18 protein-coding genes are annotated in these 24,149 nt (G+C 62.0%); 3 read left to right on the top strand and 15 right to left on the bottom strand.

The window, feature by feature from the left end; translation table 11 throughout:
* Positions 1-122 precede the first annotated feature (122 nt).
* Entirely contained in the window at positions 123-2,582 is a 2,460-nt protein-coding gene (locus tag AACY31_RS07455) for an autotransporter family protein (RefSeq protein WP_339482940.1), read from the bottom strand.
* A gap of 27 nt (positions 2,583-2,609) precedes the next feature.
* Between AACY31_RS07455 and AACY31_RS07450 the strand changes: the two genes are divergently transcribed.
* The gene (locus AACY31_RS07450; protein ID WP_339482941.1) at positions 2,610-2,750 is read left to right on the top strand and encodes a hypothetical protein; all 141 of its coding nucleotides are present in this window, start codon (positions 2,610-2,612) and stop codon (positions 2,748-2,750) included.
* 12 nt (positions 2,751-2,762) lie between these two features.
* On the opposite strand, the gene AACY31_RS07445 is transcribed toward AACY31_RS07450, so the two are convergent.
* From AACY31_RS07445 to AACY31_RS07390, 12 genes are all read right to left on the bottom strand, one after another.
* Positions 2,763-3,527 (bottom strand): endonuclease/exonuclease/phosphatase family protein, encoded by a 765-nt coding sequence (locus AACY31_RS07445; protein ID WP_339482969.1) that lies wholly within the window; start codon positions 3,525-3,527, stop codon positions 2,763-2,765.
* A 307-nt stretch (positions 3,528-3,834) separates the two neighbouring features.
* Positions 3,835-4,599 (bottom strand): PIG-L deacetylase family protein, encoded by a 765-nt coding sequence (locus tag AACY31_RS07440; RefSeq protein ID WP_339482943.1) that lies wholly within the window; start codon positions 4,597-4,599, stop codon positions 3,835-3,837.
* Positions 4,600-4,849: 250 nt separating this feature from the next.
* Positions 4,850-7,009: a glycogen debranching protein GlgX gene (gene glgX / locus AACY31_RS07435; protein ID WP_339482945.1), complete on the bottom strand. Its 2,160-nt coding sequence runs from the start codon at positions 7,007-7,009 to the stop codon at positions 4,850-4,852.
* Positions 7,010-7,206: 197 nt separating this feature from the next.
* Positions 7,207-7,530, bottom strand: coding sequence for a DUF2934 domain-containing protein (locus AACY31_RS07430; protein WP_339482946.1), 324 nt, complete (start codon positions 7,528-7,530; stop codon positions 7,207-7,209).
* The gene (locus AACY31_RS07425; RefSeq protein WP_339504252.1) at positions 7,527-10,337 is read right to left on the bottom strand and encodes a malto-oligosyltrehalose synthase; all 2,811 of its coding nucleotides are present in this window, start codon (positions 10,335-10,337) and stop codon (positions 7,527-7,529) included. The genes AACY31_RS07430 and AACY31_RS07425 overlap by 4 nt, the downstream gene beginning before the upstream one ends.
* Complete coding sequence (gene malQ, locus AACY31_RS07420; protein ID WP_339504250.1) at positions 10,334-12,412, bottom strand: 4-alpha-glucanotransferase; 2,079 nt, start codon at positions 12,410-12,412, stop codon at positions 10,334-10,336. Before malQ ends, AACY31_RS07425 begins: the two co-directional genes overlap by 4 nt.
* Complete coding sequence (gene treZ, locus AACY31_RS07415) at positions 12,409-14,211, bottom strand: malto-oligosyltrehalose trehalohydrolase (protein WP_339504248.1); 1,803 nt, start codon at positions 14,209-14,211, stop codon at positions 12,409-12,411. Before treZ ends, malQ begins: the two co-directional genes overlap by 4 nt.
* 7 nt (positions 14,212-14,218) lie before the next feature.
* Positions 14,219-15,790, bottom strand: coding sequence for a glycogen synthase GlgA (gene glgA, locus AACY31_RS07410; protein WP_339482951.1), 1,572 nt, complete (start codon positions 15,788-15,790; stop codon positions 14,219-14,221).
* Between the two features lie 550 nt (positions 15,791-16,340).
* Positions 16,341-17,303: a D-2-hydroxyacid dehydrogenase family protein gene (locus AACY31_RS07405; RefSeq protein WP_339482952.1), complete on the bottom strand. Its 963-nt coding sequence runs from the start codon at positions 17,301-17,303 to the stop codon at positions 16,341-16,343.
* Between the two features lie 11 nt (positions 17,304-17,314).
* The gene (locus AACY31_RS07400; protein WP_339491873.1) at positions 17,315-18,346 is read right to left on the bottom strand and encodes an alpha/beta fold hydrolase; all 1,032 of its coding nucleotides are present in this window, start codon (positions 18,344-18,346) and stop codon (positions 17,315-17,317) included.
* Between the two features lie 85 nt (positions 18,347-18,431).
* Entirely contained in the window at positions 18,432-18,866 is a 435-nt protein-coding gene (locus AACY31_RS07395; protein WP_339482954.1) for a YqaA family protein, read from the bottom strand.
* The gene (locus AACY31_RS07390) at positions 18,866-19,312 is read right to left on the bottom strand and encodes a DUF411 domain-containing protein (protein ID WP_339482955.1); all 447 of its coding nucleotides are present in this window, start codon (positions 19,310-19,312) and stop codon (positions 18,866-18,868) included. Before AACY31_RS07390 ends, AACY31_RS07395 begins: the two co-directional genes overlap by 1 nt.
* Positions 19,313-19,712: 400 nt before the next feature.
* Between AACY31_RS07390 and AACY31_RS07385 the strand changes: the two genes are divergently transcribed.
* Positions 19,713-19,901 carry a hypothetical protein gene (locus tag AACY31_RS07385; protein WP_003202135.1) on the top strand — a complete coding sequence of 63 codons (189 nt, stop codon included), beginning with the start codon at positions 19,713-19,715 and terminating at the stop codon, positions 19,899-19,901.
* 9 nt (positions 19,902-19,910) lie between these two features.
* Here AACY31_RS07385 and AACY31_RS07380 read toward each other — a convergent pair whose 3' ends face one another.
* A complete protein-coding gene (locus AACY31_RS07380) occupies positions 19,911-20,291 on the bottom strand; it encodes a fe2+ zn2+ uptake regulation protein (RefSeq protein WP_339482957.1) in 381 nt (126 codons plus the stop codon).
* A gap of 296 nt (positions 20,292-20,587) precedes the next feature.
* Between AACY31_RS07380 and pvdQ the strand changes: the two genes are divergently transcribed.
* Complete coding sequence (pvdQ, locus tag AACY31_RS07375) at positions 20,588-22,936, top strand: bifunctional acylase PvdQ (RefSeq protein ID WP_339504246.1); 2,349 nt, start codon at positions 20,588-20,590, stop codon at positions 22,934-22,936.
* Between the two features lie 134 nt (positions 22,937-23,070).
* On the opposite strand, the gene AACY31_RS07370 is transcribed toward pvdQ, so the two are convergent.
* The gene (locus AACY31_RS07370; RefSeq protein WP_339491870.1) at positions 23,071-24,072 is read right to left on the bottom strand and encodes a FecR family protein; all 1,002 of its coding nucleotides are present in this window, start codon (positions 24,070-24,072) and stop codon (positions 23,071-23,073) included.
* Positions 24,073-24,149: the final 77 nt, after the last annotated feature.

Raw genomic sequence — 24,149 nt, 5'->3', positions numbered from 1 at the left:
ATGGCGGCGCGTCAAGAAAATGAACGATGAATGGCAATATGAAATTAGCGTCAATAAAGCGCTGATTTAAATTGGTTAATTAGGAAAAAATTTGGGCGTCAAATCATCGTCGTAGAACCTGGCTACCAACTGATACGCACACCAAGATTACCCGCCACACTTCGTTGCTGATGGCTATCGAGGTTGTTGCTGTAGTCCGCGCCGGCGTACACGCTGACTGTGGGCGCTAGGCTCACGATGACGCCGACGCCCAGGTCACCGGTGGACGCACGCTGTTGCGTCACGACCCGGTCTGTATCATCGAACGTCACCGTATCGGTGCCGGAAAGCGTGTGCCAGAGGTTAGCGCGCAGATACGGTTCCACGGGCATGCCGCTGACCTGATAGCGGCCCTTTAGGCGAGCGCCGAGGCGACCGGTCCAGGCACTGTCGGAATCGAACTCGACCCTGGAGACCCCATCGTCCTGGGTATCGAGGGAGACCTTCTGGTGGATGATCTGAACTTGGGGTTCGAGGACCCAGTCGGCAGCCACCGCGAAGGGGTAACCGGCTTCCGCCGACAGGGTCAGGGCGTGTCCGCGATTGTCGATTTTCAGCCCGCGTTCGGAGCGGTTGTCGCCGTCCAGTCGCGTGCCCATCACCACGGCGTCGACGTAGCCGCCAGTGGGATCGGTGAACGTCCAGTAAAGCCCGTAGCTGTCACCATCGAGTTCTATCTTGCCGGCGCGTCGGCCTTCGAAACCCAAGTTGAAACCATCGACATTGCCGTTGAGTTCGGTATGGCCGACGAAGAAACCGATACGCTGGGTCAACCCATTGGACAGCAGCGAGCTGTACAGGTCATTGCCCACCTGGAAACCCTTGATCGACCCATCGAACCGTGGCGTTACCGTGCCGGCCCAGGTTTGATCCAGGTCCTTGCCATAGACCCGGCCCCAGCCTGCACCGAACGCGCCGTTTTCCGTGAGCAGGCGTTGGTCTCCCTGGCGGTCATGGAACGTGCCCAGGGCCACCAGGGTCAGTTGTGCCGCCGCCGGGGGCAAGACCGACCAGGTCGGCACTTCCGGCCGGTACAACGGGATGGGCGCCGCACCGGGTACCGCGGTTGGCAGGGGCGGCAGCGTTGGCACGGGTGGCGCACCCGGCGCGGGAGGCGCCGTCGGGATAGGCGCCGCTAGCGGTCCGGCGACCACGGTGGAGCGCAAGTACCAGTTGTTTTCATTGCCGCTCACGCCGCCTTTGAACAGTCGGTAATCGAACGCACCGGCCGAGACGGATTGTGCCTGCGAAAAGGCGCCGCTCTCACTGACCGCGCCGCCTTGGGCCTGGACCACTTCTATGCCGTCCTGGGTCGTCAGTGCGCCCGTGCCGCCCAGGTTCGTGATCGTGATGGCGGTACTGCCCGTGAGCGTCCCGCCATTGACCACCAGCTTGTCGCTGGGGGAGTCGTCGGCGCCGAGTACCGTTTGCAGGTGCAACTGGCCGTTGTCACCGACGTAGTTGCCCTGGACGGTGAGGGTATCGTTGGTGCGGGTGTTACCCTGTGCGAGGTCCACCACGCCGGCGTTGTTGAGCGTCGCCAACTGACCGGCAGTAAAAGGGGCAATGACGCCTTGGGGCGACGTTAACGTGCTGCCTGATTCTATGTTGAGCGTCCCGGTGGCGGTGGCGCTGTCCCCCAAGATCAGGGTGTCGTTCAGGTTCAGTTGCGAGCCTTGGGTGAGGTTGATCGTTTCCCAGTTGAGATAGCGGGCGCCGGTGCTGGAAGTGCTGCCGTCAAAGGTCAAGACGTCCTGGCCCAACCCTCCGTCCACGCTGGGCGTGGTGGCGAGCTCTGTTTCGTCGAGGGTACTCAACCTCGCCGTGTCGTTGCCCACCCCCATTAAAACGGCCGAGTGAATGAGGCCGCCGCTCCACTGGAACTGGTCATCGCCCGCGCTGGTCCGGACCTCGCCGATGATTTCGCCACCGCTGACGGTAATGCTGTCATTGCCGCCGCTGACACTGACATTGCCGCCGATGCGTCCTGCCGAGAGGATGATGGTGTCGTGGCCGAAACCGCTTACCAGGTTGCCGATGATATTGCCGCCGGACATGTCAAAAACGTTGTCATCGAGTTTCATGTTGACCCGGCCGATAGTGCCGCCGGTCATCTTCGCAACGTCACCGTCTTCGAACGCGTCGACGATGGTGCCGCCGGTCATCAAGAACGTATCGAGACCGTCACCTTGGGCAAGGGACAGGATCCTCCCGCCATTCATGATGAAGTCGTCCACGCCGGAGCCTTGCTGGACATCACCGTCAATCAAGCCGTTGGCATTGATCACGATGCGGTCGACACCTGTGCCGAATGTGACGTCGCCGCTAATGACGCCGCTGCCGTTGGCGGGCATGGTCAGGCTGTTGTTCCCCGCAAGGTCTGTCAGCCCGGGGCTGGTGCCGCTGTCGCAGACAAAGGCGTCATCGCCTGCGGTTGGGGTCAGCGTGCAGGCCGCGAGGGCGACGGGTGCAGGTAGCAGAAAGGGGGCCGATACCCACAAGGCGGTGAGCAGCCGATGGAGTCCTTTATCGTGCCGAGTCATGTGCTATCCCTCTGAGTCGGCATCCCCATGGACACCGATTTCAGCATCGGTTGCGCAACAGATGGCACGCTGGGCCTGGCAACGCTCGCTGTATGGAATGGCACCCTAGCAACGAATAAAGGGCGTCGCTACTGTCAGAACTTACAGGTCAATGCGCTGAAAGAGTGAGGGAAGGCCGCTCTACAAATGCACTTCCACCGACAGCGGCAGGTGGTCGCTCAGGTGGGGCCAGGGTTTGTTTCCCAGTATTTGCGGGCAATGACTGCTGGCGTTGCGCAGGTAGATGCGGTCCAGACGCAACAACGGGAAGCGGGCCGGATAGGTCCTGGCGGGGCGGCCCAGGTGGTGCTCGAAGGCTTCGTGCAGGTAGCCACGACGGGCGAGAGCGAGGTTGCCGCGCAGTTGCCAGTCGTTGAAGTCACCGGCAATGATCACCGGAGCGTCTTCGGGCAGCGAATCGAGCAGTTGGCAGAGCAATTGGAGTTGTAACTGGCGGTGGCTTTCCAACAAGCTCAAGTGAACGCAGATCCCATGGACCGCGGCGTGCCCCGGCACATCCAGCACACAGTGCAACAACCCGCGCCGCTCCGGGCCGGTGATGGACACGTCGAGATTGCGGAACTGGCGGATCGGGTATTTGGAGAGCAGGGCGTTGCCATGGTGGCCATCGGGGTAGACCGCATTGCGGCCGTAGGCGAAGTCGCTCCACATGCTGTCGGCGAGGAATTCGTACTGGGACGTCTGGGGCCAGTTGTCGTAGCGAGATGCGTGCCGGCCATGTTCACCCAGCACCTCTTGCAGGAACACCAGGTCGGCACCGGTACTGCGCACCGCTTCGCGCAATTCGGGCAGGATGAAGCGACGGTTGAGGGCGGTGAAACCCTTATGGGTATTGACCGTCAGGATCCGCAGCCGATGAACCGTCGCAGGCAGGTCCGATAGCATGGGATCGACGGTTCGCCAATCGGGATCTTGAGTCACGTTCCCTCCTGAATCAGACGTACCTGTTCATGCGACTGACCCAAGGCGCCGGCAGTTCCGGATTATTCGTGCCCTTGTCGAGTTCATCACATCTGACCCACAGCCTTCGCGGGCAGACTTGCTCCCACAGGGGATTCGGGGGTATGCAGCATTTTGTACACCATCGAACTCTGTGGGAGCTTGCCTGCTCGCGAAGGCGGTGTCCTGTCACCGAGACGCCGAAAACACCGCGATCTCCACAAAAACAACTCCGGCCCCCACAGTTGCATGTTCAGATGAAGACAATCTCATACGGCATGCCCATCCGATCAAGGATGACCCGGGGCACCAGCGGGGAGATGCCGCTCGCCGGTTCGCCGTTGAGTTGACTGACGTACGCGTACATGGCATGACGCTTGCGGGCGGTGGTCCAGACGTCGAGGCGCAGTTTGCGGGCCCGGTGCCAGGGGATTTTATTTTGCGCGCGGACCGGCCAGTGCCAGGCCCACACGGGTAGTTCGTTGAACGCCACCCCGATCCTGTCGGCGGCCACGGCCCCGGCGCGCCCGACGGTGTCGTGGTCGCTGTCGCCATCCTGGCGCCAGGTGCCGAACACCACATCACCGGGGCGCAGGTGACGTGCAATAAAGTCGACGAGCTCGGCTTCGTGTTCGGCCAGGGCCTTTTCCGGGAAGCCGCCACGCACCCATTGCAGGCCATGGGCTGCAATGCCCAGGCGATGGAGGGCGTCCACGCTTTCCTGCGGGTGAGGGCGGTGTGTACGCAGGCGCTCATCGGTCCACAACGGTGAACCGGGATGGATCAGGGCTCCATCGCTGACCGAGATCAGCAACATGGGTTGGTCCAGGTTGTTCAGCAACTGCAGCAATCCGCCACAAGCGCCGATCTCATCGCCCGGATGCGGGGAGAGGATGACGGCGCGGGCGCCGGCGGGAATGAGCGTCTGGGTACTGATGATCGGGATATCGGCCAGTTGCGCAGCACTGTTCCAGATTTGCGGATGCTGCCGGCCGGGCAAGCGAGAGGCGGGTTTCATGAGAGACGTCCTTGTTTGTTTTCAATCTTTCAGCCATGTACCGGGCCTACTGTCCGATGATGCCCGCGTGGGCATGGCTGCGATTCACAGCGCTCCGAATCCTGGAGACTATCGCAGGTGAAGTATTGACCATGTCGGCCGATTCGTCTCGCGAGATGTGTGTCTGAACTGCATTTTTTTCTTCAAACTGAGCTGGGCGCATCGAAAAACCGCGTCCTTGCGGTCCTCATGGCTGTTTACAGCCGATACCTCATTCCTCCTCTTCGCGTTGCAGCTCGAACAGCAGCAGCGAGCGCCCGGTGACGGAGTATTCGCAATCGAAATCGAAGCGCTCCTCGCCACGAATGGTCGGCTGGTTCGTGTCGACCATGCAGGTCCAGAAACTACCCTCAGGGACTTCAGGCAAGCGGAAGTTAACGATGTCATGGTGGGCGTTGACCACCAACAGCAGCGTCGCATTGCCGCCCTTGCGCCGAATACCGGTCTCCTGAGCCCGGCCATCCATGAGCATGCCGAGGCAGCGACCATGGCTGTCCTGCCATTGCTCAATGGTCATTTCGCTGCCATCCGGGGCCAGCCAGGTCACGTCCTTGACGCCGATGTCCTCGTTGTAGTTACCCACCAGGAACCGCCCGCGCCGCAGGATCGGATAGGTCAGGCGCAACTTGATCAGGCGTTTGACGAACTTGAGCAGCGTCGCGCCATCCTCGCTCAGGTTCCAATTGACCCAACCGATCTCGCTGTCCTGGCAATAGGCGTTGTTATTGCCGTGCTGGGTACGGGCAAATTCGTCGCCGGCGACGATCATCGGCGTGCCTTGGGCCAGCAGCAGGGTCGCGAAGAAGTTGCGCATTTGCCGATGACGCAGTGTGTTGATCTCTGGATCGTCCGTCGGTCCTTCGACGCCATGGTTCCAGGACAGGTTGTTATTGCTGCCGTCCTGGTTGTTCTCGTCGTTGTCCTCGTTGTGCTTGTCGTTGTAGGACACCAGGTCATGCAAGGTGAAACCGTCATGGGCGGTGACGAAGTTCACCGAGACGTACGGACGTCGGCCTCGCTGATTGAACATCTCGCCCGAGGCCGTCATTCGGCTGGCGAAATCGGCAAGCTGGCCGTCGTCGCCCTTCCAGAAGGCACGCACCGTGTCGCGGAACTTGTCGTTCCACTCGACCCAGCCCGGCGGGAAGCGCCCCACCTGGTAGCCCCCGGGGCCGCAGTCCCAAGGCTCGGCGATCATTTTCACCTGGCGCAGCACCGGGTCCTGGCGACAGGCCACGAGGAAGCTGTGGCGCTCGTCGAAGCCGTCATGGTAACGGCCCAGAATGGTCGCCAGATCGAAGCGGAAACCATCGATGTGCATCTCCGTGGCCCAATAGCGCAGGGAGTCGGTGACCATTTGCAGAACACAAGGATGGCTCAGGTCCAGGGTATTACCGGTGCCGGAATCGTTGATGTAGTAGCGCTTGTCGTCGGGCATCAGCCGGTAGTACGAGGCATTATCGATGCCGCGCATGGACAGGGTGGGGCCTTGTTCGTTGCCTTCGGCGGTGTGGTTGTAGACCACGTCGAGAATGACTTCCAGGTTGGCCTCGTGCAGGTGGGCGACCATCTCCTTGAACTCGGCGATCTTGCCACTGGCCAGGTAGCGTGGGTCCGGGGCAAAGAAGGCGATGCTGTTGTAACCCCAGTAGTTGGTCATGCCTTTGTGCAGCAGGTGCTGGTCATTGACGAAGGCATGGATGGGCAGCAGCTCCACCGAAGAGACACCCAGTTTGCGGATGTGCTCCAGCACATCGTCGACCATCAGCCCGGCGAACGTACCGCGCAGGTTCTCGGGCACCGAAGGGTGACGCATGGTGAGGCCACGCACGTGGGTCTCATACAAGATGGTCTTGTCCCAGGGGACGCTGACGCGATGGTCGTGGCCCCAGGTGTGCGCAGGGTCGATGACCTTGCACTTGGGGACGAACGGGGCGCTGTCGCGCTCATCGAAACTGAGATCGCCATCGGGATGGCCGATGGTGTAGCCGAAGAGGGCTTCGGACCACTTCAACTGACCGACCAGTTGCTTGGCATACGGATCGATCAGCAGCTTGTTCGGGTTGAAACGGTGGCCGTTCGCCGGGTCGTATGGGCCGTAGACCCGGTAGCCATAGATCAATCCCGGGTGGGCGTCCGGCAGATAGCCGTGGTAAATCTCGTCGGTGTACTCCGGCAGCTCGATGCGTTCGAGTTCGACTTCGCCGGCATCATCGAAAATGCACAGTTCGACCTTGGTGGCATTGGCTGAAAACAGCGCGAAATTGACCCCGAGGCCATCCCAGGTTGCACCCAGTGGAAAAGGCAGCCCTTCACGAATCCGCGAAGCCTCGATCACGGGCGGCGGTGTGGTTTTGTTTGGACGGGTCATAGTTGCTCCTGCAAAAGACAGACAGACTCAGCGATGCGGTTCACTTGCGGTGGATGGCTCCACCCTTCACCTGTGGCGAGGGGATGTGGGACAACGTTGCTTCTCTGTGGGAGCAAGGCTTGTCTGCAGGCATCGAGGTGCCTTTTTTGCGAACAAGCTTTGCTCCCACTTGGCGAGGAGACCGATAGGGGGATGAATCAAACCGCCGGCGGCTTGCGTGTGGCCCGCGGCTTCTTGTCTGCGCTGGTCGCAGCAGCTTTGGCCGCAGGCTTGGTCTTGGGCGTGGTGGTTTTTGCCGCGGTCTTGGGCGTGGAGCTCTTGGCGGTCGCAGGCTTGGCGCCATCGGTTTTACTGGCTGCTGATTTGCTCGCCGCCTTGGGTGGCTTGTTGGGCGCCAGCGCTTCGGCTTCGGCCAGTGTGCGCGCCATCTCCCAGTGGCGTTTCTCCTGCCCCGTGGGCTTACCCTCGGACTCCCATATCTGATAGGCGAATTCGCGAATGCGTTTATCGTCGGTACTCATCGCAGTGCTCCTGATTCAACTCGAGGTTGGATAAAGACATTGACCGGGAAATTCCCCAGCGCGGCGCTGATCAGCAGCTCCCTTTGGGGTGTGACTGTTGCGCTTGAAAAAAGTCCCTTCAGTTGTTCATCCTCGGCGGCGAACGGTAACGACACACGGGTATCGCCCCAATCCGACGCAGCCACCAGCGGCACGGCACTGTTTTCCAGCAATGACGCCGCATGGACAGGTACAACAATGATCGCGCGTTGTTGCGCGTCTTCACGCATGAAGGCCAACACCCGTTGAGCCTGCTCGCCGAGCACTTCCAGCGGCTGGTAGCGACCCTGGCGCCATAGCCGCGGATATTCGGCGCGCATGGCCAGTGTCCTGGCGATCAATGCCTGTTTGACTCGGCCGTCATGCCAATCGTGTATCAACGCGGCTGGCGTGCTGTCGGCCCGTAACGCCTCGCGGCGTGCCTGGAAATCCACTGGGCGACGGTTATCCGGGTCCACCAGGCTGAAATCCCAGAGCTCGTTGCCTTGGTACAGATCCGGTACGCCGGGCACGGTCATACGCAGCAAAGTTTGCGCCAGACTGTTGAGGGCACCTGCCGGGGCGATGGCCTGGACCGCTTCGGCGATGGCGCTGCGCAAGGGCAACCCCTCATCGCCCAGCAGTAAGCGTTCAAGGAACACCTGGGTGGCTTGCTCATAAGCGTCGTTGACCGCCGCCCAGCTACTTTGCAGCTTGGCTTCGCGCAGGGCCTTGCGTTGCCATTGCCACAGGCGCTCGTTGTATACGGCCAGGGCCTTGTGGTCCTGGAGGTCGAGGTCCAGTGGCCAGCTGCCGAGCAGGGCCTGGTACAGAATCAGTTCATCGCCGGCCGAGGGCGCCGCCGGGTCACTGTGCAGCGAAGGCGAAAGGATGCGCCATTGCTCCACGCAGGCGGTGTACCAATCGGCGCGCTCGCTGAGCACGGCCAGCCTGGCGCGGGTGTCTTCGCCGCGCTTGTGGTCATGGGTGGCGGTGGTGATCAGGTTGTCGGGAAAATATTCGAGTCGTTCAAGGCAGGCGTCGTGGAACACCTGCGCCGGGGCACTGAAGCGCTCGGTGTCATAGCCCACGTCGTTGCGTGACAACAACACCGCCGAGCGATAGAGCGCGGTGTCCTCCACCGCTTTGGCTGCGGTCGGCGAGGTCAGTTGCTGGAAACGCACGCAGGCATGGCGCAGGCGCTTACGCTGGTTGCCGCGTGGACATTGCCGCCAGGGCTTTCCTCCGAGCCAGCCGGCCAGGCAATCGAGCACCGGCCAGTCGGCTTCGCTGAGGGTTTGTCGGGCGCCTTCCAGGGCCTGGCGGAAGAACACCTCGTCTTCGGCGGAGCGGCCCATGGGGGTGATGTAGGTGCGATACACCGGGAAGTGCACGATCAGTTCCTGTAAGGCTCGCCGAATCGCGCCCAAGGTCAGGTCGCGGGTCATCACATCGTCCCGGGCCACTTGCAGCAGTGCCTGGGCCACGCTTTCGAAGTCTCCGGCCAGGGAACCATTGAGAATTTGCTGGCGAGCCAGACGGGCTTCTTCGATGAAGTGCGCTGGCCGTTCACTGTGCCGGCTCCAGAATTCGGCGAGGGGGGCGGCGCCGGCCGGATCATGCTGGAGCAGCGAGACCTGGTTCATGAATTCGTAACCGGTGCTGCCGTCGATGTTCCAGTCCCGCCGCAACGTCTCGCCATCGCCAAGGATCTTCTCGACGAAAATTGGCAGGTGTCGGGTCGGCGACAGTGAATCGACGCGTCTGCGCAATTTGCGGCAGTAACCGCGAGGGGCGGCAAGGCCATCGATGTGATCGATTCGGAGGCCGTCCACCAGTCCGTCGCCGATCAATTGGAAAATCTTGGCATGGGTCGCCTCGAATACCGCCGGACGTTCGACCCGCAGTCCCCCCAGTTCGTTGACATCGAAAAAGCGCCGCCAATTGATGTCGTCCGCCGCCGTGCGCCAGCTGGCGAGCCGGTAGCTCTGACGTTCGAGCAGTTGGTGCAGGCGCTCGAAGCCTTGGGGCTGGGTAGCGTCGTAGCTGGCCAGGTTGTCCTCGATGGCGGTGAGGATGCCCACTTGTGCCGCCAGGTCCCGCAACTCTTTTTGCAATGGGCGGGCGAGGGTGTGGGCGTCGGTCTGGTAATTGAGTGTGGTGAAGCGCTCGGCCAGGGCCTTGAGCAGTTCGATTTGCTCGGCAGGCAAGGTTTCGGTGGGTTTGAGCAGTTCGCCGTAGTGCATCGGGCAAATCGGGAAGCGGTGTTCGTAGTGCTCGACATAGAAGCTGCCTTGGCTGGCATCGAAGTGCAGTTGCAAGGTGCCTTCCTGTAACGCTACGCCGTAGTCGCTGCCGAGGAACGGCAGCAGCAGTTGGCCTTCCATCAGCGGGTCTGGGGAGTGCCACTGGATGTCGAAGAACTCGCCGTAGGGGCTGAGACGCCCCCATTCCAGCAAGTCCAACCACCAGGGGCTGTCATTGCCGCCGACGGCCATGTGATTGGACACGATGTCGAGGATCAAGCCCATCTGATGCTCGCGCAAGGTCGCGACCAGGCGCTTGAGCGCGGCTTCGCCACCCAGTTCGGGGTTGACCAGGGTGGGGTCGACGACATCGTAGCCGTGCATGGACCCGGCCCGGGCCTTGAGCAGCGGCGAGGCATACAAGTGGCTGATGCCTAGCGAGGCGAAGTACGGCACTTGGGGGATGGCATCGTCCAGGGTAAAGCCTTTATGAAACTGCAAACGCAATGTTGCCCGCAGGGGTTGGATCAACGTCTGTTTCATCGGTCACGCTCGTTCGCCTGAAGCCTCGCACAGGCAAGTATTTCCAGACGCCGGGCAGCGTCCGGGTGATCCAGCAACGCCTGGCTTTGCCCGGCCAGGCGGCGACGCCAATTGGGATGGGTGTCGATGGTGCCTGGCAGGTTGGCCTGTTCCTCGATGCCCAAGGCGTCTTCGAGCGGCAACAACACCAGCGGCGCACGGGTGTGGCCGAGAAAGCGCACGCTGGCATCGAGCACTTGGTCGGTCTCGCGGTGTTCTTCGCGAAAGTTCTGCGGGTCCTGGTTCAGCACCTGGCGCAGGCCTTCGCGTTCGCGCTCGCGGTGTTTGCGCCAGTCCATTTCGACGTGGGAATCGATCATGTCCAGCCGGGCGTTCCAGTCGATGTCGTGACCGTGCCACCAGCCATTGAGCGTCGGCAAGTCATGGGTGCTGGTGGTGGCCAGGGCATTGTCCGGCCAGTCGAGAGTTGGCTTGAAGAGGGTGTTGTCCTGTTCGAACAACAGCACGCGCATGCCCAGGATCGAGCGGGCGATGAGTTTTTCGCGCAGGCCATCGGGCACGGTACCGAGGTCTTCGCCGAGCACGATAGCCTGATGACGATGGGATTCGAGCGCCAATAGGCGCAGCAGGTCATCCACCGGGTAATACAGGTAGGCGCCATCGCAAGGCGGGGATTCGTTAGGGATCACCCAGAGCCGTTGCAAGCCCATGACATGATCGATGCGCAAGCCGCCGGCGTGGGCGAAGTTGGCCCGCAGCATTTCAATGAAAGCGCGAAAGCCGTTGCGCACCAGGCCTTCCGGGGAAAACGCCGAGATCCCCCAGCCTTGGCCGGAGCGGTTGAGAATGTCCGGCGGGGCGCCCACGGTCAGCGAGGCGAGCAGTTCGTCCTGCCGGCTCCAGGCCTGGCTGCCACCGCCATCGGCACCCACCGCCAGGTCGGCGATCAGGCCGATGCCCATGCCGCTGGATCTGGCTGCGCTCTGGGCGCGCTCCAGGCAGCGGACGATCAACCATTGGCAAAAGGCGTAGAAGCCGATCTCATCGGCATTTTCCTCGGCAAAATGGGCCAAGGCGGCGCTGCGCGGGTCGCGCCATTCTTCTGGCCAGTGCCGCCAGTCGAGGCTTTCACCCCGGGCGGCGCGTTCGGCCTGCAGGGCCTCGAAGCGGCAATGGTTTTCCAGGGCTTCGCCGCAGGTGTGGCGGAAACTGCTGAAGTCTTCATGCAACGGATGCTCACCCTGGCTGAAGCCGTCGTACAGGGCACGCAGGATTTTCTGCTTGGCCTGGGCGGCGACCGGCCAGTCGATCAGCGGCTGTTCTTCCAGGGTGCGCAGCTGATTGGTCAAGCCGGTGGCGTCGATGGCGGCACGCAGCGCGCGCTCACCGAGGATGGTGCCTGGCGCGGCGTACAGGCTGTTGAGGAACAGTCGGCTCGACGGTGAGTAGGGGCTGTAGCGCCCGGTGTCGCTGCTGAACATCGCGTGCATCGGGCTGATGGCGACGGCCTCGGCGCCGCGCTCGCCGGCCACCCGCGCCAGCTCCTCCAAGGCTTGGGTGTCGCCGAAGCCACCGTCACCGGGACGCCTGAGGGCATACAGTTGTGCGCTCAGGCCCCAAGCCCGTGGCGTCGGGTTGTCCACCGCATCGGCCACGCTGTAGCAGCGGGCTGGCGCGACGGCCAGGGTGAAATGCTGGTCCTGGAGGCTGACGTGCTGATAACCCACCGGGACCATCCCTGGCAGCTTGGCATCGGCATCGAGGTTCAGGTTCAGTGTCGCGCCATCTTCGAGTTTGATTTCGCAGGGGGTCCCCGCATCAAAGTAGCGGCTCAAGTCCAGGCCGACCCCGACATCGGCGGTGATTAGCGGTGGCAACTGATGGTTCTGTTGATCTTCCTGCAACTGCAGCAGACTGGCGTCGATTTCCTGGGCACTGCCGGCTGGATGGCCGAGGCCGGTGAGGATCGAACGCAAGACGGCCGGCGAGACTTTCTGGGCCCGGCCATTGGCATCGATCCAATCCACCGCCAGGCCCGCTCGGCTGGCGAGGATTTCCAATTGCGCATCGCTCATAGGCGCTCTCCAGTGATGTTGAGCAAGGTTGTCGGCTTCGTCAGGCTGACCCGCGCGCTGTAGGACGCAAGGACGTCCTGTTGCAACAGACCCGCGACCGGCTGCGGATGTTCGAAAAGAATACGTGCCTCGTCCGGGGCGTGGTGTTCGACGGGTTGATCGCCCAGGTTGAAGTCGATGCGCAACACACTGCCATCGCCCAACCGCCAGCGTGCGCTGATGGCGCCACGGCCCAGCACATCGGCGCCGAGGGCCTGGGCACCGGCCAGGCGCGGGACGATCTCTTCACGGCGGATTTTCAGCAATTGGCGATACAGCGCTTCGTTGGCCTGTTGCTCCGGGCCTTGCGACTCCAGGCTTGGACGTGACGCCTCGAAGGTGTAGGCCGCGTTGGGGTCGGGAATCCGCTCGCGCTGCTGCGGATCGGCAAAGGCACTGAAGGCCTTGAATTCGTTGCGTCGGCCTTCGCGCACCTGTTCTGCCAGCTCGCCGTGGTGGCTGGTAAAGAACAGGAACGGCTGTTCGGCTATCAGCTCATCGCCCATGAACAGCAGCGGGATCATGGGGGACAACAGCAACAAGACTGTCGCTGCTTGCAGGGCCTGGGGGGCGGCGAGCTGATGCAGGCGTTCGCCCAGGGCACGGTTGCCAATCTGGTCATGGTTCTGCAGGAACAGCACGAACGCGCTCGGCGGCAGGTGACCACTGGGTTCACCCCGGGATTCGCCGTGGCGATTGAGATGGCCCTGGAAGACGAAACCCTGGCACAGGCAACGGGCCAGTTGTTCGGTCGGCTGCTCGGCGTAGTCGGCGTAGTAGGCGTCGGTCTCACCGGTCAGCAGCACGTGCAGGGCATTGTGCCCGTCGTCGTTCCACTGGGCGTCGTAGCCGTGCTCCAGCAGGTGGGCCTGGTTGTGTTCGTTTTCCACGGTCAACCAGACATGCCGGATCGGGTCCACCTGCTCGCGCACCCGGGCCGCCAGTTCCTTGAGAAAGCCTGGGTCTTCAATGGCGTGTACCGCGTCCAGGCGCAGGCCGTCGAAACGGTATTCCAGCAGCCACATGAGCGCGTTGTCGATGAAGAAGTCCCGCACTTCGCGGCGTCGAAAATCAATCGCTGCACCCCAGGGCGTGTGCTTGTCTTCACGGAAGAAGCCCTTGGCATAGCGGTGCAGGTAGTTGCCGTCGGGGCCGAAGTGGTTGTAGACCACATCGAGGATGACGGACAGCCCATGGCCGTGGGCGCTGTCGATCAGATGCTTGAGCTGTTCGGGCGTCCCGTAGGAGGCCTGCGGCGCGTAGGGCAGGACGCCGTCGTAGCCCCAGTTGCGATCACCGGGAAACTGCGCCAATGGCATCAGCTCGATGGCGGTAACGCCCAACCCGGCCAGGCGTGCCAGATGCTGTTCCACGCCTTCGAAACCACCCAGGGCGCCCACATGCAACTCGTAGATCACCGCTTCGTGCCAGGGGCGACCGGACCATCGGGTGTGTCGCCATGAGTAGGCATGCGGGTCGACCACTACGCTGTGGCGGTTGATGTCGCCGGCCTGGGCACGAGAGGCCGGGTCCGGCACCTCCAACTCGCCATCGATGTTGTAGCGGTAGCGGGTGCCGGCGGGGCAACGGGTCTGGATCATGAACCAGCCGTCGGCCTGGGGCAGTAGCGGTATTGAATCTCCAGTGTCGAACTCGACACTGACAAAAAATGCATCCGGGGCCCAGAGGGCGAAGCGGGTGTGCTCGTCATCCAGCATGACCGCCCCGTGGGTCCATGTCTCCGGCGTCCTTGACGTCATTGTTACCTCATTGTCTGGCCGATTTTCCCAGTGACTTAGTCACCAGCTGTTCGTAGAGTTCGGCGTAGGGTTCCACGGCCTGGCACCAGTTGAATGGCGCCGACATGGCCCGGCAGCGCATGGCGTTGAGCAAGTCGGGGAACTCGAAGACCTTGAAGGCCCGGCTCAAGGCTTGTTTATAGCTCTCCACGGTGGACTCATCGAACAGGAAACCGGTGATGCCATCTTCGATGGTGTCCGCCAACCCTCCGGTATTGCGCGCCACCGGCAGCGAGCCGAAGCGCTGGGCGTACATCTGGCTCAAGCCACAGGGCTCGTAGCGCGACGGCATCAGCAGGAAGTCGCTGCCAGCGAACATCCGTCGCGCATCGGTTTCATTGAAGCCGATGCGTACGCCGATGCGTCCGGGGAAGCGCAGCGCCAGTTCACGCATGGCCTGTTCTTCCTCCGGTTCTCCGCGGCCGATGATGGCGATCTGGCCGCCGGACTCGACGATGAACTCGGCGACCGCTTCGGTCAGGTCCAGGCCTTTCTGGTAGACCAGGCGTGAAACCACGGCGAACAGCGGGCCAGTGGCGTCGTCGAGGCCAAAGAGCTCACGCACATGGGACGCGTTGACCGCCTTGCCTTCCCAGTCGCCCATGGCGAACTGCCGGAACAGGTGGGTGTCGGTGGCCGAGTCCCAGCTTTCATCGATACCGTTGGGGATGCCGCTGAGCAGGCCTTGCTGGGTCTTGGCGGCGAGAAACCCGTCGAGCCCGCAACCAAACGCCGGGGTGGTGATCTCCTGGGCGTAGGTAGCGCTGACGGTGGTGATATGGCTGGAGTAGGCCATCCCGGCCTTGAGGAACGACAGTTTGCCGTAGAACTCCATGCCTTCCTGTTGCAGGGCGTGTTCGGGGATGCCCAGTTCCGGGCACGACGCCAGGCTGACGACGCCCTGATAGGCCAGGTTATGGATAGTAAACAGCGTCGGGGTGCGTTGCCCGCGCCAGTGCATATAGGCCGGCGCCAACCCGGCGGGCCAGTCGTGGGCATGGACCAGGTCCGGGCACCAGTGGATCTGCGCGAGGTTGGCGGCGATGTCGGCCGCGGCCAGGCCCAGGCGGGCGAAGCGAATGTGGTTGTCGGGCCAGTCGCGACCGTTATTGGCACCGTAAGGGGAGCCTTCGCGGGCAAAGAGTTCCGGGCAGATCAGGACGTAGACCACCAGGCCGTCGGCCATGTCCATGCGCCCGATCTTGCAAGGCGGTAGCGCTGCGTGGCCGCCCAGTTCGCCGATGATGTGGATCGGATTGCCGCTGTTCATCACTTGCGGATAACCGGGGATCAGCACCCGGACATCATGCAGGCCGGCCATGGCCCGGGGCAATGCGGAGGAGACATCGCCCAGGCCGCCGGTCTTTACCAGATCGGCGATTTCCGAGGTGACGAATAATATTTTTTTGCGGTTGGGATTCTGTCGAACGACGGGGAGCAGTGCCTTGCCGCCGGTGGCCAGCACCGGTGCCGTTGGCGATTCGGCCGCGGGCGGTAGTTGAGAACGGACTTGTTGTGGTTCCAAGGCAGCACTGATCATAAATATCTCCCATTTTCTCGATCTGTTTCCGGCAAGCGCCAGAGCTGTTGTTTCATTGGCCACATCCTGCGGCCAGGCGCACAAGCGCTACGCAAGGAAAGCAAACGGCTACCCAATGCGGCGAAGCGAATCAGCTGAAAGAGCTGTTGCAGTGACCCGTGCAAGGACTGCACCAGTCGCGGTTGCCCTACCTCTAACCTGACCTGTCGCCGCTACGAAAAGTTTCGACTTTTTTTCGTCTGGGTGACCGGTTGGTTTCCCCCCCGGCTAGGCAGTCTAGGTCAGAACGTAGAGAGGTGCGGCTCGGTTCGTCGAATTGTCCGACAATCACGGCTTTTGTCGGCAATCTCTTACATGACAAAGGGGGATACGCACCGACGAAGTGCAGTTTTCTGAAAGAAAAAGAGTGTATAGGGGGCGACGTTGTTTCATCGGCGTGCACGATGGAGTGGCGCAATGCACCATTGGAGAGCGGGTAGAGTGGAGGCGTTTTGATGGCATTTATGGGCACTGGAAACAGTGGGAGGTGTCCTGGGTATTTGGGTAGAATTCAGCCGGCCGGCGTCAGCAACCGGATCGGCTGTCCCGCCGCCCAGGCCAGCAGGTCTTCGATCATCAGGGAATAGAACCGCTGGTAATTCTGCCGGCTTACGTAGCCCACATGCGGCGTGGCCAGTACGTTATCCAGGGTTCGGAACGGATGGGCAGCAGGCAAAGGCTCCTGGGCGAATACGTCCAGGGCGGCGCCGGCCAGGCGCTTGTGCTGGAGGGCGTCGATCAGGGCGCTTTCGTCGATGATCGGCCCGCGGGAGGTGTTGACCAGCAGCGCCTCGGGTTTCATCCAGGCCAGTGCCTGGGCATCCACCAGGCCGCGGGTGCGTTCACCGAGCACCAGGTGGATCGAAAGAATATCGGCCTGCTCGAACAATGCCTGCTTGCTCACGTAGGTCACGCCCGCTTCGGCGGCGCGCTCGGCGCTGAGGTTCTGGCTCCAGGCAATGACCCGCATACCGAACACCTGGCCAAACTGCGCCACCCGCGTACCGATGCTGCCCAGGCCGAGGATCGCCAACGTCTTGCCGTGCAGGTCGCCACCCAAGCCTTGTTGCCAGAGGCCGGCGCGCAGGGCGTTGGCTTCCTGCACCAGGTTGCGGGTCAGGGCCATGATCAGTGCCCAGGTCAGTTCGGGCGTGGCGTGCTTGTAGCTGTCGGTGCCGCACACCTGGATACCCAGTTCGGCGGCAGTCTTCAGGTCCAGGGCGGCATTGCGCATGCCGCCGGTGAGCAACAGCTTGAGATTGGGCAGGCGACGCAGCAGGCCTTCGTCGAACAACGTGCGTTCGCGCATCACGCAGATCACTTCGAAGTACTGCAAACGCTCGACGAGGGTGTCACGGTCAGCGGGATAGTCATGGAGAAACGTCACCTGGCCGACGCTGTCCAGCACCGACCAGTGCGCCACGTCACGTGCCACATCTTGCCAATCGTCGATGACTGCTATTTGCACCGCCATGGAACACCTCGTCAGGGAATGGGTTTGTCCAGCCAGTTCAACAGGGCCTTGTGGAACCGATCCGGCGCTTCCATCTGCGGGGCATGCCCCAGATTGGGGAACTCCACCAAAGTCGAATGGGGAATCAGCCCGGCGGCCCGCTTGCCCAGTACCTCGTAGTGGCCCAGCGTGGCCTTGACCGCCGGCGGCGCAATGTCCCTGCCGATGGCGGTGGTGTCGCTGGTGCCGATCAACAGCAGGGTGGGTACCGTCAGATTCTTGAACTCGTAATAGACCGGTTGGGTGAAGATCATGTCGTAGATCAGCGCCGAGTTCCACGCCACTTGCGTATGACCCGGGCCCTTGTTCAAGCCGGCGAGCATCTCCACCCAGCGCTCGAACTCAGGTTTCCAGCGACCACCGTAATAGGTCGTGCGCTCGTAGCGGCGAATGCCCTCGGCGTTGACTTTCAGCTCCCGTGCGTACCATTGGTCAACGGTGCGATAGGGCACGCCCAAGGCTTTCCAGTCTTCCAGGCCAATGGGGTTGACCATCGCCAGGCGTTCGACCTGGTCGGGAAACTGCAAGGCGTAGCGGGTGGCGAGCATGCCGCCGGTGGAATGGCCGAGGACGATGGCTTTCTGTACGCCGAGGGCTTTGAGCAAGGCCTGGGTGTTACTCGCCAATTGCTGGAAACTGTACTGGTAATGCTCGGGTTTGCTGGAGGTGCAGAAGCCAACCTGATCCACCGCGACGACCCGGTATCCGGCTTCGCTGAGCACCTTGATCGAATCGCCCCAAGTGGCGGCGCAGAAATTCTTGCCGTGCATCAGCACCACGGTGCGGCCATTGACCTTGCCTTGGGCCGGTACGTCCATATAGCCCATCTGCAGCGACTGGTCCTGGGACTGTAAAGCGAAGTGCTTGAGGGTGTAGGGGTATTCGAAGCCCTCCAACTGCGCTCCGTAGGCCGGGCCCTCAGGTGAATTGGCGGCCTGGGCGAACAGGGGTAGGGCGGCGGTGAGGAACAGGCTGGGCAACCAGCGCACGGTGGTACGGGGCATGGTCAATCTCCTTGTGGCCGCCGCCGATCCTGGCGCGACGCGATTATGGCGACATTAACCACTGGCAACCGAACAGCTCGAACGTTCAATCCATCCAACCCTGTGTCGCCAACGCGAGAACGCCGTAGCGCAGGCCCTTGGCAAGGGTCACGATCAGCAGGAAACGCCGCCACGGTTCGCCCATCACCCCGGCCACCAGGGTCAACGGGTCACCGATGATTGGCAGCCAGCTGAGCAGCAGCGACCAGCGGCCGAAACGCTGGTAGTGCACGCGAGCCTTGTCCAGGTGGGCCGGGCTGACCGGAAACCAGCGCCGATCCTTGAAGTGCTCCAGGCGCGTGCCCAGCCACCAGTTCACCAGCGAACCCAGGACATTGCCAGTCGTGGCGACCCCCAGCAGCAACCAGACCTCATGGCGTTCGCTGAGCAACAAGCCGACCAACAATGCCTCGGATTGCAGCGGCAACAAGGTTGCCGCGCCAAAAGCCGCCAGGAACAAGCCGATATAGGCTTCACCCATCAGTGGGCCGGGTAATCCGCCACTACGGTTTGGGTCCCGTCTTTCTTCAGGCCGATGACTTGGTAGGCATCGCTCATGCCGTCCATTTCCATGCCAGGCGAGCCCATGGGCATGCCCGGCGCGGCGACACCGAGCAAGTCATCGCGCTTGCTCAGCGCCAGCACTTGGTCGGCCGGGACATGGCCTTCGACGAATTTGCCGTTGATCTCGGCGGTGTGGCAAGAACGCAGGTTCGGCGCCACACCCAGGCGCTGCTTGACCGAACTCATGTCGGCCTCGACATGGTCGTTGACCTTGAAACCGTTTTCTTGCAGGTGCGAGATCCACTTTTTGCAGCAGCCGCAATTGGCGTCGCGGTGTACATCGATACTGATCGGTTCGGCGGCCTGGGCCAGGGTGGTCATGAACAGGGCGCTCAAGGCGAGCAGGTGCAGGGGATGGGCCATGGAGGTGCTCTCGTTTCAACGGTTGGGCGGGAGGATAACAGAGTAGCGAGCGCGAGCTGACGGGGGGCTGAGGCGGGGATTACAGAACTGTCAGGTTGGAAGGGCGATGAACATTCAAGGACGAGGCGGATGCCAGCAAGATGTTGGCGCGGTGTGGAAACTTGCTCTCTCACCAGGGGCCGTTAGCGGGGCATGTCGAAGCCCGGGCCGCCACGGTGATCAGGTCAAAAGACTGATACGACGAAACATACATAATTGCTCATGATTAACCGCCGCAGTTGCGCGCATACGCGCCTTCGGCTGTACCATGGAATCCCGTTGGCAGCCCGTCAGTCCCGCAGTACGGTATGGGCTTGGCAAGTCTCGGATACAGAACGGATACATTCAGGAAAAATTGGTAATGACTCACTCACAACGTTTGAAATACTCGATTCTGATCGTCCTCGTCGTCCTGGCAATCATGCTTGGGCTGTCGTGGATGCAGGGCAAGGGGATGATCAGCGAGCAGCTGTTTCAATACATCGCCATCGCCGTGGCGGTCATCGTGGTGGTGATCAACGGCGTGATGCGGCGCAAGGTCAAGTCCTGAGCGCCGGTTTCAATCCTTGGCCTGGAGCACGGCCATCGCACTGGGGTGCAGGCTGTAGCTTTTATCGGGGTTGAGGGTGACGACGCCCTCGCTGCACAGGCGCTTCAACACCTCGCGCACACTGAGAAAGGACAATGGAATGTCCAGTCCCAATAACTGGCTGTGCACCCCGCGCACGCCCAGTCTGCGGTTTTCATGGGCGGCCTTGAGCAGCGCGTCGATGACTTTTAGGCGAATCAGGCTGGTCCTGAGCCCGAAGCTCTTGAGCAAGCGCCTGATGTGGTCATTGCCGCCTCGCTCTGCCGGCCTGTCGAATACTCGGTGGGGGGCGCTCAGCGAGACACCGGTCGCCCTTGGTTTGCCCTCCATGGGCAGTTGCGCGTTACGCATGCAAAAACTCCTTACCAGCCTGATCAGAAAAGGTCACGGATACTCTCCTGTAATAGGACGAACGAGGACGCACAATCATGAGGGGCATCATGTGAAAAAAATGCCCTTGCCGCGTAAAACCGCCGTGCTCAAGCGGCTGTCAGCCATTAATTTTTTTTCATCCGGTTCGTTTCAAGGTAGGCACATTCCGGTTCAGCACGCGGCATGTGATTTCCCAGGCGGACCAAGTGTTTGTCTACTGTCGCACCGGTAGCCGTCCTGGTTTCTGAAGGGTTTCATCAGGAGTGAACGTGAGAATGTCCGGGCAGTTATCGAGGGTTGGCCTCGCAGGCGCTTTTCTGGGGATCGCCCTCGGGCTCAGCCCGGTGGTCAATGCGCAAGACGATGGGCAGCAAGCCAGTGCCGAGATCCGTCGCACCCGTTTTGGTGTGCCGCATATCCGGGCGCAGGATGAACGTGGGTTGGGTTATGGCATCGGCTATGCCTACGCCCAGGACAACCTGTGCCTGCTGGCCAATGAGATTGTCACGGTGAACGCCCAGCGCTCGCGCTATTTCGGGCCGGAGCAGGTCACGGTCGAGGAGCGGGAGAACCGCGTCAGCGATCTGTTCTTCAGCTGGCTCAACACGCCGCAAGCGGTTTCCGCTTTCTGGCAGGCCCAGACACCTCAAGTGCAGCAACTGGTCGAAGGCTACGTGGCGGGTTACAACCGTGCGCTGGTCGAACGCCAGGCCAAAGGCCTGCCCGAACAATGTGCCAGCGAGTGGGTGCGGCCGATCACGGCGCTGGACCTGGTCAAGTTGGCCCGTCGGCTGTTGGTGGAAGGCGGCGTTGGCCAATTCGCCGAGGCTCTGGCCGGCGCGCAACCGCCCCAGGCGACCACGCTGACGGGCACCCCGGTCACCGGTTTCGCGGCCGCCGCAACCCGGCAGCAGCGTTTTGCCCTGGAGCGTGGCAGCAATGCGCTGGCCATCGGCAGCGAGCGCTCGTTCAACGGCCGCGGGATGTTGCTGGCGAACCCACATTTTCCGTGGGTGGGCGGCATGCGTTTCTACCAGATGCACCTGACCATTCCCGGCAAGCTGGACGTCATGGGCGCGGCGCTGCCAGGCCTGCCGATGATCAATATCGGTTTCAGCCAGCACCTGGCCTGGACCCACACCGTCGACAGCTCGAAACATTTCACCCTGTACCGCCTGCAACTCGACCCGAAGGACCCGACCCGCTATCTGCTCGACGGCAAGTCTGTGCCGATGAGTCAGCAGACGGTTGCGGTGGACGTCAAGCAACCTGACGGCCAGGTGCAGACGATTTCCCGAGTGGTCTATGGCTCGCAGTTCGGCCCGATCGTGCAATGGCCTGGCCGGCTGGATTGGGATAACCGGTTCGCCTACAGCCTGCGGGACGCGAACCTGGACAACGATCGCGTGCTGGCCCAGTGGTACGCCATGAACAAGGCCGTCACGCTTAAGGATCTACAGCAGGCCGTCCATAAGATTCAGGGCATTCCCTGGGTCAATACCCTGGCGGTGGACGACCAGGGGCAAAGCCTCTACATGAACGTGTCGGTGGTGCCGAACGTCGACGCCGAGAAACTGGCTCGGTGCAGCGATCCCCGGGCCGGGTTGCGACTGATCGTGCTGGATGGCTCTCGCAGCGAGTGTGCCTGGGATATCGATTCCAACGCCGTGCAAAAAGGCATCTATGCCGCCGACAGGCTTCCGCAGTTGCTGCGCCGCGATTATGTGCAGAACTCCAACGATTCGGCCTGGATGGCCAACCCTTCGCAGCCGCTGTCCGGTTACTCCCCGTTGATCAGTCAGCAAGGCCAACCCCTGGGACTGCGGGCGCGTTTTGCGCTGCAGCGGATGGGCCAGTTAGCCAAGGACGGGCCGGTGAAGGTGGAGAATTTGCAGCGCATGGTCATGGACGATCAGGTTTACCTGGCTGACCAGGTGATGCCGGACCTGCTCGGCGTTTGCGCCGCTGACCTGGGGGGCGATGCTTCGACATTGGGCCAGGCTTGTGCCAGCCTCAAGGCCTGGGATCGCAAGGCCGGCCTGAATAGCGGCCTGGGGTTCGTGCATTTCCAGCACATCATGAACCGGCTGCAAGCTGTGCCTGATTCATGGCGCGTCGCGTTCGATCCCAAAGACCCGCAACACACCCCGCGCGGCCTGGCGATCGAGCGGCCAACAGTGCTCAAGGCCGTGCGCGATGCCATGCTGGCTTCGGTGGAGGCGGTAAAGGTCGCCGGGGTGTCGAAGGACAGCCAATGGCAAGACGTCCAGGTGGCTAGCAGCGGCAGCCGACAGACACCGATTCACGGCGGCCCCGGGGAACTGGGCATCTACAACGCGATCCAGAGTGTGCCGGGGGCGAACGGCAAGCGGGAAGTGGTCAGCGGGACCAGCTATCTGCAAGTGGTGACGTTTGACGGCAAAGGTCCGCAGGCCCAGGGGTTGCTGGCATTCTCTCTCTCCAGCGACCCGGCGTCGCCTTATTCGGCCGATCAGACCCAGGCGTTTTCGCAAAAGCAGTGGAGTGTGCTGCCATTCACCGAACAGCAAATCAAGGCCGATCCGCATTATCAGGCGTTGATTATCCGGGAGCGTGATGAGACGGGCAGGGTGGCGACGCAATAGCCGCTGGTGTGCGGTCACATTCAAACTGGATGTAGACCGATCCACCGCTCGCGAGCAAGCTCGCTTCCACAGGGGATTTGTGTTGGCCGGGAAATCGCAGGCTGGCACCGATCCAAGCTGTGGGAGCAAAGCTTTCAGTGAGTGGCCGGTCGTTGTCCGATGGAGTTGAGGACCGGGTTACCGTGCTTGTTCTGGGTCAGGTAGACCGGCAGCACCTTTGGCAGCGAAGGCACCAGGTTCTGCACTTCGCTGATGTTGTAGATACCACCGATCCGTAGGCTTCCGGTGCTGTTGTCGGCCAGCATGACGGGCCGGTCGAGGTAGCGGTTGATCAGCGGCAGTGCATCGCTCAGGGCGAGGTTATCCAGCACCAGCTTGCCGTTGCGCCATGCCAGCGAGCTGTCATTAGGGGCTGTCTCACGGACTTGCGGTTGGTGGTCGCCCGCCTTGTAGCTGGCTTGCATACCCGGGGAAAGCGGTAGGCCGTCACGGGTGATCGCCTGGTTGCTGGTCACCCTCACCGAACCCTCCAGCAGCGTGACCCGTACCTGGTCCTGGTACATCCATACGTTGAAGCGAGTGCCGGTTACGCGCACCTGGCCTTGGCCGGCCCGAACGACAAACGGGTGCTGTTTGTCGTGGCTGACGTCAAAAAACGCCTCGCCCTTTTCCAGCGTCACCCGGCGCTCGTTTTTATAGTTTGCAAATACCAGCTCACTGCCCAGGTTGAGTTCTACCTCGCTGCCGTCGCCCAGGGTGACATGACGCACGCTGGCGCCGGCTTCGAAGCGCTGGTAGGAATTGGCAATCCAGCCCAGGTTCCAGCCGGTGTACGCGGCCAGGGGCAGACCGACTACGAACACCGCAGCGGCGACCGCCAATCGGCTCCAGCGCGACCGGCGGCGGGGCGCTGGAGCGGCCGGCGCCGACTCGACGCGCGGCAGATGATCGGCAACAGCCCAGATCTCCAGCATGGCTTCGTATTCCAAAGCATGCAGAGGATCGGCATCGTGCCACTGCTTGAACGCCTGTCGTTCGGCATCGGTGCAATCGACGGCATGCAAACGCATGCACCAATGGGCAGCGGCATCGGTAATGGCGTCGTATTCGGTTTCCGAGAGGGTATGTTCGCTCATTGACTCTTCCTGGTTTGCCGCATTCTAACCTTGGGCATGAGCTGCCGAGAACCGCCACCATGGCGTTTACGCATCAA

Origin of the sequence: Pseudomonas sp. RL_105y_Pfl2_101, from assembly GCF_963970585.1 — a bacterium.
GTDB lineage: Bacteria > Pseudomonadota > Gammaproteobacteria > Pseudomonadales > Pseudomonadaceae > Aquipseudomonas.
This window is presented reverse-complemented; position numbering and strand designations above follow the sequence as displayed.